Annotated in this window: 15 protein-coding genes; 8 read left to right on the top strand and 7 right to left on the bottom strand. The window is 74.1% G+C overall.

Annotation, left to right across the window (positions count from 1 at the left end; translation table 11 throughout):
* Window positions 1-143 precede the first annotated feature (143 nt).
* The 5 genes from AB0C76_RS28835 (at window position 144) to AB0C76_RS28815 (ending at window position 4,127) form a co-directional block, all read left to right on the top strand.
* Window positions 144-1,688 (top strand): ATP-dependent DNA ligase, encoded by a 1,545-nt coding sequence (locus AB0C76_RS28835; protein ID WP_359971176.1) that lies wholly within the window; start codon window positions 144-146, stop codon window positions 1,686-1,688.
* Between the two features lie 185 nt (window positions 1,689-1,873).
* Complete coding sequence (locus AB0C76_RS28830; RefSeq protein ID WP_359971174.1) at window positions 1,874-2,107, top strand: ferredoxin; 234 nt, start codon at window positions 1,874-1,876, stop codon at window positions 2,105-2,107.
* A 66-nt stretch (window positions 2,108-2,173) separates the two neighbouring features.
* Window positions 2,174-3,388 (top strand): cytochrome P450, encoded by a 1,215-nt coding sequence (locus AB0C76_RS28825; protein WP_359971172.1) that lies wholly within the window; start codon window positions 2,174-2,176, stop codon window positions 3,386-3,388.
* Window positions 3,389-3,523: 135 nt separating this feature from the next.
* Window positions 3,524-3,691: a hypothetical protein gene (locus AB0C76_RS28820; protein WP_359971170.1), complete on the top strand. Its 168-nt coding sequence runs from the start codon at window positions 3,524-3,526 to the stop codon at window positions 3,689-3,691.
* 100 nt (window positions 3,692-3,791) lie between these two features.
* Window positions 3,792-4,127 carry a hypothetical protein gene (locus AB0C76_RS28815; protein WP_359971168.1) on the top strand — a complete coding sequence of 112 codons (336 nt, stop codon included), beginning with the start codon at window positions 3,792-3,794 and terminating at the stop codon, window positions 4,125-4,127.
* Window positions 4,128-4,139: 12 nt separating this feature from the next.
* Here AB0C76_RS28815 and AB0C76_RS28810 read toward each other — a convergent pair whose 3' ends face one another.
* The 3 genes from AB0C76_RS28810 to AB0C76_RS28800 all read right to left on the bottom strand — a co-directional run bounded on the left by AB0C76_RS28810 (window position 4,140) and on the right by AB0C76_RS28800 (window position 5,601).
* Entirely contained in the window at window positions 4,140-4,982 is an 843-nt protein-coding gene (locus AB0C76_RS28810) for a hypothetical protein (RefSeq protein WP_359971166.1), read from the bottom strand.
* A 57-nt stretch (window positions 4,983-5,039) separates the two neighbouring features.
* Complete coding sequence (locus AB0C76_RS28805; protein ID WP_359971165.1) at window positions 5,040-5,276, bottom strand: DUF6296 family protein; 237 nt, start codon at window positions 5,274-5,276, stop codon at window positions 5,040-5,042.
* Window positions 5,277-5,361: 85 nt separating this feature from the next.
* Entirely contained in the window at window positions 5,362-5,601 is a 240-nt protein-coding gene (locus AB0C76_RS28800) for a DUF2277 domain-containing protein (RefSeq protein WP_359971163.1), read from the bottom strand.
* Window positions 5,602-5,847: 246 nt separating this feature from the next.
* Here AB0C76_RS28800 and AB0C76_RS28795 point away from each other — a divergent pair, with 246 nt between their 5' ends.
* Window positions 5,848-7,056: an MFS transporter gene (locus tag AB0C76_RS28795; RefSeq protein ID WP_359971161.1), complete on the top strand. Its 1,209-nt coding sequence runs from the start codon at window positions 5,848-5,850 to the stop codon at window positions 7,054-7,056.
* Here AB0C76_RS28795 and AB0C76_RS28790 read toward each other — a convergent pair.
* From AB0C76_RS28790 to AB0C76_RS28780, 3 genes are all read right to left on the bottom strand, one after another.
* Window positions 7,053-7,583, bottom strand: a complete 531-nt coding sequence (locus AB0C76_RS28790; protein ID WP_359971159.1) for a gamma carbonic anhydrase family protein — start codon at window positions 7,581-7,583, stop codon at window positions 7,053-7,055. The two genes, AB0C76_RS28795 and AB0C76_RS28790, sit on opposite strands and share 4 nt — an antisense overlap.
* Before the next feature lie 51 nt (window positions 7,584-7,634).
* Window positions 7,635-7,763: a hypothetical protein gene (locus AB0C76_RS28785; protein ID WP_359971157.1), complete on the bottom strand. Its 129-nt coding sequence runs from the start codon at window positions 7,761-7,763 to the stop codon at window positions 7,635-7,637.
* A gap of 68 nt (window positions 7,764-7,831) precedes the next feature.
* Complete coding sequence (locus AB0C76_RS28780; RefSeq protein WP_359971155.1) at window positions 7,832-8,398, bottom strand: DJ-1/PfpI family protein; 567 nt, start codon at window positions 8,396-8,398, stop codon at window positions 7,832-7,834.
* A gap of 209 nt (window positions 8,399-8,607) precedes the next feature.
* Between AB0C76_RS28780 and AB0C76_RS28775 the strand changes: the two genes are divergently transcribed.
* Both AB0C76_RS28775 and AB0C76_RS28770 read left to right on the top strand, forming a co-directional pair.
* Window positions 8,608-9,156 carry an alpha/beta hydrolase gene (locus tag AB0C76_RS28775; protein WP_359971153.1) on the top strand — a complete coding sequence of 183 codons (549 nt, stop codon included), beginning with the start codon at window positions 8,608-8,610 and terminating at the stop codon, window positions 9,154-9,156.
* A 115-nt stretch (window positions 9,157-9,271) separates the two neighbouring features.
* Window positions 9,272-9,847, top strand: a complete 576-nt coding sequence (locus AB0C76_RS28770) for a hypothetical protein (protein ID WP_359971151.1) — start codon at window positions 9,272-9,274, stop codon at window positions 9,845-9,847.
* A gap of 64 nt (window positions 9,848-9,911) precedes the next feature.
* Here the strand turns inward: AB0C76_RS28770 and AB0C76_RS28765 are convergent, their stop codons facing one another.
* Complete coding sequence (locus AB0C76_RS28765) at window positions 9,912-12,164, bottom strand: transglycosylase domain-containing protein (protein WP_359971149.1); 2,253 nt, start codon at window positions 12,162-12,164, stop codon at window positions 9,912-9,914.
* Between the last annotated feature and the right edge of the window lie 23 nt (window positions 12,165-12,187).

Below are 12,187 nucleotides of genomic sequence, written 5' to 3'. Positions count from 1 at the left end.
TGTCCGGCGGACCGGTCACGGACCCCGCCGCGGGAACCGGGCACCGTCCGGACGGCGCCCCCGTACCGCGTCTCCCGGCGGGCGGGGCGGAGGCCGGGCGGGGATTCTGGAGGTGTCCGAAGCCGTCCGCCGGAGGTGGTGCCATGGCCCTGCGCGAGCTCGCCCTCACCTCCCGCGCCGTCGCCGCCGAGTCCGGCCGCAAGGCGAAGACCGCGCTGCTCGCCGCGTGCCTGCGGGAGTTGGGGCCGGAGGAGGCACCTGCGGCCGTGGCGCTGCTGTCGGGCGAGTCGCAGCGCCTGCGCACCGGCGTCGGGTACGCGGGCCTGCGCGACCTCCCGCCGCCCGCCGACGGGGCCGGCGAGCTCGGGGTGCGGGAGGTCGAGCGGGAGCTGGAGCGGATCGCCGGAGTGCACGGAGCCGGGGCGCAGGGCGAGCGGCGGCGGCTGCTGGCGGAGCTGTTCGGCCGGGCGACCGAGGTCGAGCAGGGGTTCCTGCGGGCGGTGCTGGTGGGCGAGTTGCGCCAGGGCGCGCTGGACGCGGTGGTCGGGGACGCCGTCGCGCAGGCGGCCGGGGTGCCGGTGGCGGCGGTGCGGCGGGCGCTGATGTTCCGCGGCTCGGCCCGGGCGGTGGCCGCTGCGGCGCTGACCGGCGGGGTGCCCGCGCTGGCCGCGTTCCGGCTGGAGGTGGGCCGGGCCGTGCGGCCGATGCTGGCCGCGTCCGCGCCCGACGTGGCCTCGGCGCTGGAGCGCACCGGTCGGGCGGCGCTGGAGTGGAAGCTGGACGGCATCCGGGTCCAGGTGCACCGGGACGGCGGGGACGTCGCCGTGTTCACCCGCAGCCTGGACGACATCACCGCGCGCGTGCCCGAGGTGGCCGAGGCGGCGCTCGCGCTGCCGCTGCGCTCGGCCGTGCTGGACGGCGAGGCGATCGCACTCGGACCGGACGGCCGCCCGCGCCCGTTCCAGGAGACCGCGGCGCGGACCGCCACCCGCCGGGCCCCGGACCGGCTGCGGGCCGAAGTGCCGCTCAGCGCCTACTTCTTCGACCTCCTGCACCACGACGGCGAGGACCTCGTCGACCGCCCCGGCGGCGAGCGCTGGGCGGCGCTGGCCGAAGCGGTGCCACCCGGCCTGCGGGTGGCACGCACGGAGACCGGGGACCGCGCCGAGGCGCTGGCGTTCTTCCGCGACACGCTGGCCCTCGGCCACGAGGGCGTGCTGGTCAAGGACCCCGCGGCCGGGTACGCGGCCGGCCGGCGCGGCGCGGGCTGGATCAAGGTGAAGCCCCGGCACACCCTGGACCTCGTGGTGCTGGCCGCCGAGTGGGGCAGCGGCCGGCGCCGCGGCCGGCTCAGCAACCTGCACCTGGGCGCCCGGGCCGCGGGCGAGCCCGGGCTCGGCCCGTGGGTGATGCTCGGCAAGACGTTCAAGGGCCTGACCGACGAGACGCTGGCCTGGCAGACCACCGCACTCCTCGCCCGGGAGACCGGCCGGGACGACTGGACGGTGCGGGTCCGGCCGGAACTCGTCGTGGAGATCGCCTTCGACGGCGTCCAGCGCAGCCCCCGCTACCCCGCCGGGCTGGCCCTGCGCTTCGCCAGAGTGGTGCGCTACCGGCCTGACAAGGACCCGGCCGAGGCCGACACGGTCGCCGCCGTCCGGGAGATCGCGGCCGCCGAAGGGCTGTGAGCGGGATCGCGCCGAACCGTCCTTGACAAACTGACGTCAAATCAAACCTCGTGCTGCCAAAGGTCGTTCCGTCCCGGACCGAATCGGCCAATCTGCGCAAACCCGCCACGACACCCTCCGTGCGCGCCGCACCACCGGGTTAGGTTGGCAATGACAACGAGCAACGAGTGCAGGAGGGAACGCCCATGAAGGTGAGCCTCGACCGGGACCGCTGCTGCAGCTCCGGCCTGTGTGTCTCGAACGCCCCGGAGATCTTCGACCAGGACGACCACGACGGTCTGGTGAGACTGCGCCGGACGACCTTCCAGCCGAGCGAGTACCCCGACCTCAGACTCGCCGCCGAACTCTGCCCGTGCGGCGCGATCACCGTCACCGAGGACACCGCACCGGCCGACGGACCCGCCGCGACCGGCAGTTAGCCCAGCGCCTGCGCCCCACCCGACCCCACCCAGGAGATCCTCACCGCGACGCCGAGGAGTACCACCTTGACGACCACGCCCGCGCCCACCACCCCGGTCCTGCCCGCCCCGCACGACATGCGCTGCCCGTTCAGCCCGCCGCCCGCCTACACCGACGCCGCCCGCACCGGCTCCGTCAGCCGCGCCGCCCTGCCCGACGGCACCCCCATCTGGCTCGTGACCGGCTACGCCGAGGTGCGCACCGTCCTGTCCGACCAGCGCTTCAGCGCCGACGCCCGCCACCCCGCCTTCCCGCTGTTCACCCCCGACCGGCGCGAACTCATCGCCGAGAATCCGGCGTTCATCCGGCTCGACGACCCCGAACACGCCCGGCTGCGCCGCATGGTCACCGGGGACTTCCTGGTCAAGCGGGTCGAGGCGATGCGGCCCGAGATCCAGCAGATCGTCGACGACGCCCTCGACCGGATGACCGACGGCGCGACCGGGGCCGACCTGGTCAGCGCGTTCGCCCTGCCCGTGCCGTCGCTGGTGATCTGCCTCCTGCTCGGGGTCCCCTACGAGGACCGGGAGATGTTCCAGGCCCTCAGCGCGACGCTGCTCAACACCTTCGCCCCCAAGGAGGAGGTCGCCCGGGCCAACGACGAGATCCTCGACTACCTCGGCGGACTCGCGGCCCACAAGAAGGAGCACCCCGCCGAGGACATCCTCAGCCGACTCGCGGCCCGGGACGACCTCACCCTGCGCGAGATCGCCTCCACCGGCGTGCTGCTCCTGATCGCCGGCCACGAGACCACCGCCAACATGATCGGGCTGTCCACCGTGCTGCTGCTCCGGCAGCCCGAGCAGATCGCGAAGCTCGCCGACCCGGCCGCCGTGCCCGGCGCGGTCGAGGAGCTGCTGCGCCACACCACGATCGTCCACACCGGCCTGCCGCGCGTGGCGGTCGAGGACATCGAGCTGGACGGCACACTCATCCGGGCCGGGGACGGCGTCTTCGCGATGCTGTCCACCGCCAACCGGGACGAGGGCATGTTCGGCGGCCCCGACCGCACCTCCCCCGACGAGGTCGACCTCGACCGCGACGCCCGGCGCCACCTGGCCTTCGGCTTCGGCGTGCACCAGTGCCTCGGCCAGCCGCTGGCCCGGGCCGAACTGCAGATCGCGCTCGCCACCCTGTTCCGCCGACTGCCCGGCCTGCGGCTCGCGGTGCCCGAGAGCGAGCTGCGGTTCCGGTCCGACAACGTGATCTACGGGCTGAAGGCGCTGCCCGTCACCTGGTGACGGACGGCGGTTGCGCCGCCGACCCGGCTGGCCCCCGGGCCGGGGCGGGGGCAGGCTGGAAGGGCGAACGACAGACCCGGCCTGCCGCGCCCCCGCAAGGCGTGCCCGGACCGGCCGAGGAGACGGAGCCCGCAGATGACCGACATGAGCGACCGGGCCCAGGTGAGCACCGAGACCGACGAGAACGTCCGCGCCGCGGACCCCGAGGAGGGCGTCACCTCGATGCAGAACCTTCACGCGCAGGACGAGTCCCGGGCGGAAGGCGACCCCATGCTGGACGAGAACGGCACGAGCAGCAGCTGACCACCGGACGAGCGAGGCCGCCCGGACGTCCCGGGCGGCCTCCGGCTACCGCTGGTGTCGCTCCCGGACGAGCGGCCGACCGGCGGGGGAGGATAGGCGCATGACCGAGCACACTCAGGGCGGCGGGCAGGTCCAGCCGCCCGCGGACCCGCGCGCCTCGTGGGCGACCTGGACCACGCAGTCGATCATCAGCGGGCCCGGCGGGGTCACCACCGCCGAGGTCGGGCCGATCTCCGGCGACCTCACCGTGCACACCACGTGGGTGGACGGCGAGGCCCGGTTGACCGTCCAGTACACCGGCGCGCTGGACTGGTACACGGTGTCCGGCAGCCCCGTCCCGGCGGCGGACGAGGCGACCGCGCGGGCGATCCACCAGGCGATGGTCAACGGCGTCAAGGCCGGCCGCGGCGCCGCGGCGCCGCCCGTCGCGGGGTAGCCGGGCAGTCGGCTACCCCGCGGCGGTGTCCCAGTAGGAGACATCCACCGGACGGCGCCGGCGCAGGTCCTCGCGGACCTCGCCGGCCAGCCGTCGGGTGTCGCGCCGGTTCACGGTGGCACCGATGCCCGCACCGGCCAGCAGCGGCGTCACCGAGGGCAGCCGGCGCAGCGAGCTGCGGGTCAGCCGGCGCCGGACCTGCGGGCGCACCTCCGCGCCGAGTGCCAGCGCGGCGAAGCCCGCCGGGCGGGCCAGCAGGGTGGCGTCGACGCCGCGGCGGTTGGCCCACGCGGAGAGGTAGGCGGTGGCCCGCTGGGTCACGCTCCCGGTCGCCGGGACGCCGTAGACCTCGTGCAGTTCGGCGATCAGCTTGACCTCCACGGCCGCCACGGCGAACGTCTCGGCCGCGATCTCCACCGGCATCGCGGGCGGCACCGGCAGCATCGCAGCCGCGCCGACACTCGCTCCGAGCGCGCCCGACGCCCTGGTCGCGCCGAGCACCAGCAGGTCGGCGAGCTGCTCGGGGTCGGTGGCACCGGGGTGCTGGGCCCGGAGCGTGGCCAGGCTGCGGACCGGGATGCGCGGCGCGGCCCGCACGAGCTGCTCGGTGAGCACCCGGCCGCCGATCGCGGCGCCCCTGGCGGCGGCGCGGCCCCCCGTGCCGAGCCGCCGGGCGACGCCGCGCACCAGGGCCCGGCCACGGCCGCCCTCGGCCCGGTACTCGGCGACCTGCCACTCTCCGACGGGCCGCTCGGCCTCCTCGACCAAGTCGGCCAGCGCGTCCGCGAGCTGCTCGGGAACGGCGGCATCGGGCTCGGAGCGGTCCGAACGCCCGGGTTTGCGGAAGATTGCCATGCACATCGGCTACCCGGTCCGGGCGGAGGCTAGTCGGTTCGTGGCGCTCTCAGGCCCTTATGGCAGCGGCTGCGCGTGCACCGGGAGGTGCGGGGACTGGTGGCCGCCGCTGGCGAGCATGCGGACCTCGCCGGCGTCGCTGATCTCGGCCCGGACGATGCCGCTCGCGTCCTCGTACACCGGATGGCCGCCCGGCCCCGTCGCGCTCGTGCGCGCGACCACGACCACGTCCTGCGGTGCCTGGGTGCCGGGGGTGCCGGGGAAGGTGAGTACGTAACGTGTGGGCGGGTTCATCACCGACCTCCTCCTGGTACCTGTACGCCCTGCCCGCGTCCCGGGGCCGCCTCCCGGCCCGGTGGGCGGCGGTCTACGCGGCGGTCTACGCGGTGGCCTCGGCCGTGGCCCGGGCGGGCCCGCCGCGGACCTCCAGTTCGGCGAGCAGCCGGGCGGTCGCCTCGGTGACCGCCTCGACCGCACGGTCGAAGGCCTCGCGGTTGTGCGCGGCCGGGGCGCGGAACCCGGACACCTTCCGGACGTACTGCAGCGCGGCAGCACGGAAGTCGTCCTCGTCGGCGTCGGGCGTCACCGGGGGTCGCAGCGTCTTGATGTTGCGGCACATGCCCCCAGTCTCCCGCGCGGGCGGCGCGCTGGCGAGCCGTTCCGACGAGCCCGCCCTCGACGTCACCCGGCGTGGCCGCCGTGCCCACCGGCCGCCGGACCGCCCCGTCACCGCCCCGCGTCACCGACCCCACGTCACCGGCCCGTCATGATCGGCTTACGGGACCGTCACGCGGGCGGATTAGGATGCCGGGCGAACGAATACCTCCCGTTCCGTCCGCACTTCTCTCCCCCCGGAGCCACCCCCTTGCCTCTCGCGCTGGTCGCCCTGGCCGTCACCGCGTTCGCCATCGGCACCACCGAGTTCGCCGCCATGGGGCTCCTCCCCCAGGTGGCGGACAGCCTGCACGTCTCGATCCCCCGGGCCGGCTGGCTGATCTCCGCGTACGCCCTCGGCGTCGTGATCGGCGCGCCGCTGCTCACCGCGCTCGCCGCCGGACGCCCGCGCAAGGCGGTGCTGGTCGCTCTCGCCGGGGTCTTCGCCACCGGCAACCTGCTGTGCGCGCTCGCCCCCGACTTCTGGACGCTCGCCGCCGCCCGGCTCGTCACCGGGCTGCCGCACGGCGCCTTCTTCGGAGCCGGGGCGGTGGCCGCCGCCGAACTGGTCGCCCCGGACAGGAAGGCCCGCGCGGTCGCCGTCATGTTCTCCGGCCTGACCGTCGCCAACATCGTCGGCGTGCCCGCCGCGACCCTGCTCGGGCAGCACCTCGGCTGGCGGGCGACGATGCTCGTGGTGGTCCTCATCGCCGCCGCAGGCACGCTCGCCATCGCCCGCCTCGTACCGCACCTGCCCTCCCCGGCCCAGTCCGGACTCCGGCACGAGCTGCGCGCCTTCCGCAGCGCGCAGCTGTGGCTGGCGCTGGCCACCGTCGTCATCGGCTGCGGCGGGTTCTTCGCGTGCTACAGCTACATCGCGCCGCTGCTCACCGAGGTCTCCGGCTACGCCACCGGGTCCGTGACGCTGGTGCTCGCGCTGTTCGGCGTCGGGATGACGATCGGCAACGTGCTGGGCGGCTTCGCCGCCGACCGGGCGCTGCGGCCGACCGTCTGCGCGGCGTTCCTGCTGCTGGCCGCCGCGCTCGCCCTCTTCGCCGTGACCGCGCACGCGCAGTGGTCGGCGGCCGTGACGGTCGTGCTGATCGGACTGTTCGGCTTCGCGATCGTGCCGGCCGTGCAGACCCTCGTCATGCAGAAGGCGCGCAGTGCGCCGACGCTGGCCTCGGCGACCGTGCAGGGCGCGTTCAACCTGGCCAACGCCCAGGGCGCGTACTTCGGCGGCCTCGCGCTGGACGCCGGCCTCGGCTGGACCTCGCCGACCCTCGTCGGCGCGGGGCTCGCGGCGTCGGGCGCGGTGGTCGCGCTGCTCGCGTGGGCCGCCGACCGGCGCCGGCCCGCGGACGGTTCGCCCGCGGTGCCGGTGCCGGCCGGCGAGGCCCGGGAGGCCGCGGCCGTCTAGCCGACGGGCTCGATGTCCCGGTGGGCGTCGGCCAGGAGCTGGTAGCCGGCGCCGTTGGCCTTGATCCCGGCCCGCTCGTCCTCGGTCAGCTCGCGCCGGACCTTCGCGGGCACCCCCGCGACCAGCGAACCCGGCGGCACCTGCATGCCCTGCGGCACCACGGCACCGGCCGCGACCAGCGAACCGGCGCCGATCCGGGCGCCGTTGAGGACGGTGGCGTTCATCCCGACCAGGACGTCGTCCTCGACGGTGCAGCCGTGCAGCACCGCGTTGTGCCCGACGGAGATCCGCTCACCGACCGCCAGCGGGAAGCCCGGGTCGGCGTGCAGGGTGCAGTTGTCCTGGATGTTGCTGCCCGCGCCGACCGCGATGGCCTCGGCATCGCCGCGCAGCACCGCGCCGTACCAGACGCTCGCCCCGGCGGCGACGGTCACGTCCCCGACCACGACGGCGTTGGGCGCGACGAACGCCCCGGGATCGACGGCGGGCACCCTGCCCCCGACGGCGGCGATCAGCGGCTCTGCCATGTCTCGTCCTCCTCGTAAGGGTTTTCGAGGAGGGACCTTAGCCGCCGCACGTCAGCCGCCACACGTTCCGGTGGCGATCAGCGCGATCAGCGACGCGGTGGCGCCCGCCTGGCCCGTCCGCTCGTACGGCGTCGGCGAGATGGCGAACTGGCGCCCGCCCTCGGCCGATCCGAGCATCATCGTGGTGGAGCCGGGGATGCCGGAGCCGCGCCCCCGAGGTGGGTCGGGGGCGCGGCGGGGGCCGCGGGTCAGGAAGCGGGGGCCTTCGTCCGGAGGACCTCGATGAAGGCCCGGAGCCAGGCGGGGTGGTCGGGCCAGGCGCGGGCGGAGACGACCACGCCGTCCACGACGGCCTCGGCGTCGACGAACTCGGCGCCGGCGGCCCTCACGTCCGGGGCGAGCGCGGGGTAGGCGGAGCTGCGGCGGCCGGCGAGGTCGCCGGTGGCGGCGCTGATCAGGGGCCCGTGGCAGATCTGCGCGACCGGCTTGTCGCCCGCGAAGAAGTGGCGGACGATGCGCTGCACCTCGGGGTCGTTGCGCAGGTACTCGGGGGCGCGGCCGCCGGGGATCACGAGGGCCACGTAGTCGGCCGGGTCGACGTCGGCGAAGGCGACGTCAGCCGGCCAGGTGTAGCCGGGCTTCTCCGTGTAGGTGTCGAAGCCGTCGACGAAGTCGTGCACGACGAACTGGAGGCGCTTCTTCGTCGGCGCCGCGATGTCGACCTGGTAGCCCTCCTCACGCAGCCGCTGGTAGGGGTAGAACACCTCCAGCGACTCGGCGGCGTCCCCGGTGACGAGCAGGATCTTCGATGTCATCGCCGACATCCCTCCACGTGATCGATCGTCAGACACGACACGGGCCGCGGGCCCGGTACAACCTCCCGCACCCGCCGCGCCATTCGCAACAGGGCGCACCGGGTGAACTGCGGCGCGTGATGGTCCTCGCGCGCCCTGAAAGGGCCGTGCGCGCCGGGCCCTGGCCGTCCTAGACTCCTCACCGCACGAACCACGTTCCAAGGAGTCACATGTCGGACCGCACCACCTACCTCGTCCTGGCGGGCTACGAGAACTCGGGGCCCGAGCACTGGCAGACCCGGTGGGAGGAGGCCGAGCCGGAGGCGTTCCGGCGGGTCCAGCAGGCCGACTGGGACCGGCCGGAGGCCGGGGACTGGGTGGCCCGGGTGGACGCCGCGGTCGCGGAGGCCGCGGCGCAGGGGCCCGTGGTGCTCGTCGCGCACAGCCTCGGCTGCATCACGGCGGCCCGCTGGGTGGCCGGTGCCTCCGCGGAGCGGACGGCCGCCGTGCGGGGTGCGCTGCTGGTCGCGCCCGCCGACATCGACAACGCCGACGTCCCGGTGCTGGCGGGCTTCCGCCCAGTCGCGCTGGCGCCGTTCCCGTTCCCGGCGGTGGTGGTCGCCAGCACCGACGACCCGTGGGTGACGACCGATCGGGCGCGGGAGTTCGCCGGGGCCTGGGGTGCCCGGTTCGTCGAGGCCGGGGCCCACGGGCACCTCAACTCGGCGTCCGGCCTGGGAGACTGGCCGGCGGGCCGGGAGCTGCTCGCCGAGCTCTGACGACGACGGGCGGCTGAAGGAAACGACACCGACACCGAGGCTCCCCCGCCGGGGAGCTCTCGCACCGACGACCGGGGGGGGACGACGGGGGATGCGCGCAGGAGTCACGCCGCGGATGCGGCGCACGCTGGTGCGGGCGCTCGCGGGCGCCGGGCTGGCGGCCGTCCTGCTCTACACCGTGGGGCAGTGGGAGAGCCGCTCAGGCGGCCGGATGCAGGTCGCCGACCTGCTGAACCGGCCCGAGGCGCTGCTCGGTGCGGCGCTGGCCGCGATGATCGGCGCCGCGTGGCTGGCCGACCGGCACAGTGCCGTGCGGTCGGCCACCCGGGCGGTCACGGTCACCGCCGGGGTGGTGTTCCTGCTCGGCGCGCTCGCCGTGCACAAGGTGTCGGCGGCGGAGACGCGCAGCCGCGAGAGCGCCCCGGCGGGGGCCGAGCAGGCGCTCGTCGTGGTGCACCGCTCGTACGGGACGGGGCCGGACCCGGGCGAGCACTGGCAGGTGCTGCTGGAGTCCGGCAGCGGCTGGGACGCCCGCCGCTGGACGCTCGCCGACATCGGCGGCACGCCGGACGACGGTCGGCTGGTGCAGGCGAGTTGGACGGGGCGGGACCGGATCACCATCGTGACGGACGCCCATCAGCGGGTGTTCACCCTCGACCCGGACACCGGCGAGCCGGTGGAGGCACGGTAGGAGAACGGACGGAGGGCCCCGCAGGAACGTTCCCGCGGGGCCCTCCGTCTGCCGTCCGGCCCGCTCAGCCGTCGTCGGAGTGGTCGGGTGTGGGCGTGCCGTGCGGGCGTCCGGGGCCCTGGGTCGTGCCGCCGGGGCTGCCGGAGGCGGACGGGCTGCCGCTCGGGTTGGCCGGGTCGCGCTTGGGCGGCGGGTCCGGGATGTAGACGGTCGTGAAGTCGTCCTCCGGCATGGACTTCACCGCGTCGCTCATCGCCTGCCGCCAGATCGGCCCGGGACCCGTCGCGCCGAAGACCTCCTCCTGGTAGTGGCCGCCGATCCGGATGTTCTTCATGGGCACCTTGGTGCCCGGGCTGCCCAGCCACACCGAGCCGGCCAGGTTGCCGGTGTAGCCGGTGAACCAGGCCGACTTCTTCTCGTCGGTGGTGCCGGTCTTGCCGGCGATCTGGCGCCCGTCGTCGAGGCCGAGGTCCTTGCCGGTGCCCTTCTCGGTCACGCCGAGGAGCACGGTGTTGACGACGTCCGCGGTGTTCTGGGACATCACCTGGTCGCACTTGGCGGGGGGCACGGGGACGTCCTTGCCGTCGACCGTCGAGATCCGGGTGATCGCGGCAGGCGCGCAGTACTTCCCGCGGGCGGCGAAGGTCGCGTACACGTTGGCCATGGTCAGCGGGCTGACCTCCTGCGTGCCGAGGCCCATCGCGGGCACCTCCTGGAGCGCCTCGCCGCTCGCCTTGGCCGTCACGCCCAGCTTGTTGGCCATCTGCTTGACGGCGCAGAGGCCGATCTCCTGCTCCATCTGCACGAAGTAGGTGTTGACCGACTTGGCCATGGCCTCCTTGAGCTCGTAGGGGCCGACCTCGCTCGCGCTCTCGTTCGGGATGGTGCCTTCCTTCTTGCCCTTGGCCAGGTTCTTCCACGTGCCGTTGCAGGTCGACATCGTCGGCCAGTCCATCCGGTTCGGCGCGGAGTAGGACTGGGTGGGCGGCAGCCCCGCCTCCAGGGCGGCGGCGGCCACGATGGGCTTGAAGTTGGAGCCGGGCTGGAAGCCGATCCCGCCGCCCATCACCGCGTCGACGTTGTAGTTGACGACGGTCTCGTTCTTCTCCTTCGCGAGGCCGTACGGGCGGGTCTGGGCCATCGCGAGGATGTCGCCGGTGCCGGGCTCGACCATCGTCATCGCCGCCGAGACCGGGTCGGTCACGTACACCAGGTCCGAGACGGCCTTCTGGGCGGCAGCCTGCTTCTCCGGGTCCATGGTGGTGTAGATGTTCAGGCCGCCCTGGTCCCACAGCTTCTTGCGGTCGGCGGCGCTCTTGCCGAACACCGGGTCCTGCTTGACGACGTGGCGCACGTAGTCGCAGAAGAAGCCCATGCCCGCCCTGGCGGTGATGCAGCCGTTCTGCGGGTCGCGGTAGTTGAGGCCGAGCGGCGCGGCCTTGGCCTCCCGGGCCTGCTCGGCGCTGATGTGCTTGTTCTCCACCATCTTGTCGATGACGGTGTCCCGGCGCTTCTGCGCGGCCACCGGGTGGAGCTTCGGGTCGTACTGGGACGGGTTCTGCACCAGCCCGGCGAGCATGGCCGCCTCGGGGAGGGTCAGGTCCTTGGCGTCCTTGGCGAAGTAGCGCTGGGAGGCCGCCTCGATGCCGTACGCCTGGTGCCCGTAGAAGGTGATGTTCAGGTAGTTGGTGAGGATCTGGTCCTTGGTCAGGTCCTCCTCCAGCTTGATGGCGTACTTGAGTTCCTGGATCTTCCGGCCGAGCGTCTTGCGCTGCGCCTCGGCGACCGCGACCGGGTCGTCGCCGGCCTTCTCGACGTTGACGTTCTTCACGTACTGCTGGGTGAGCGTGGACGCGCCCTGGACGGTGGCGCCGCTCTCCGCGTTCTTGGTGATGGCCCGCAGGACGCCCTTGAGGTCGACCGCGCCGTGCTCGTAGAAGCGGGCGTCCTCGATGTCCACCTGGGCCTGTCTGATCAGCGGCGACATCTGCTCGGCCGGGATGACCGTGCGGTCCCGCTCGTAGACCTTGGCGATCAGGCCGCCCTTGGCGTCGAAGATCTGGGTCGCCTGCGTCAGCGGAGGCGTCTTGAAGTCGTCGGGGATGCTCTCGAAGCTTTCCGCACCGTTCTTCGCACCCAGCCCGATCGCGCCGGCCCCGGGGAGCACGATCCCCGCGAGCAGGACGCCACCGAGCACACTGCTGCCGAGGAACTTGGCCGTGTGCCCGACCAGCCCGAGCGGGGTCTCCCGGCGCCGGGGTCGGGGCACCCAGGTGTCGCCAGGGTCCGGGGCAGGTATGCGGCTCTTCCGTGACATAGCTGGAACACTACGGCCACGAA

The sequence above is a fragment of the Kitasatospora sp. NPDC048722 genome, from assembly GCF_040650235.1.
Lineage (GTDB): Bacteria > Actinomycetota > Actinomycetes > Streptomycetales > Streptomycetaceae > Kitasatospora.
Note: the sequence above shows the minus strand (reverse complement) of the source record. Positions and strands in the feature narration are given on the sequence as shown.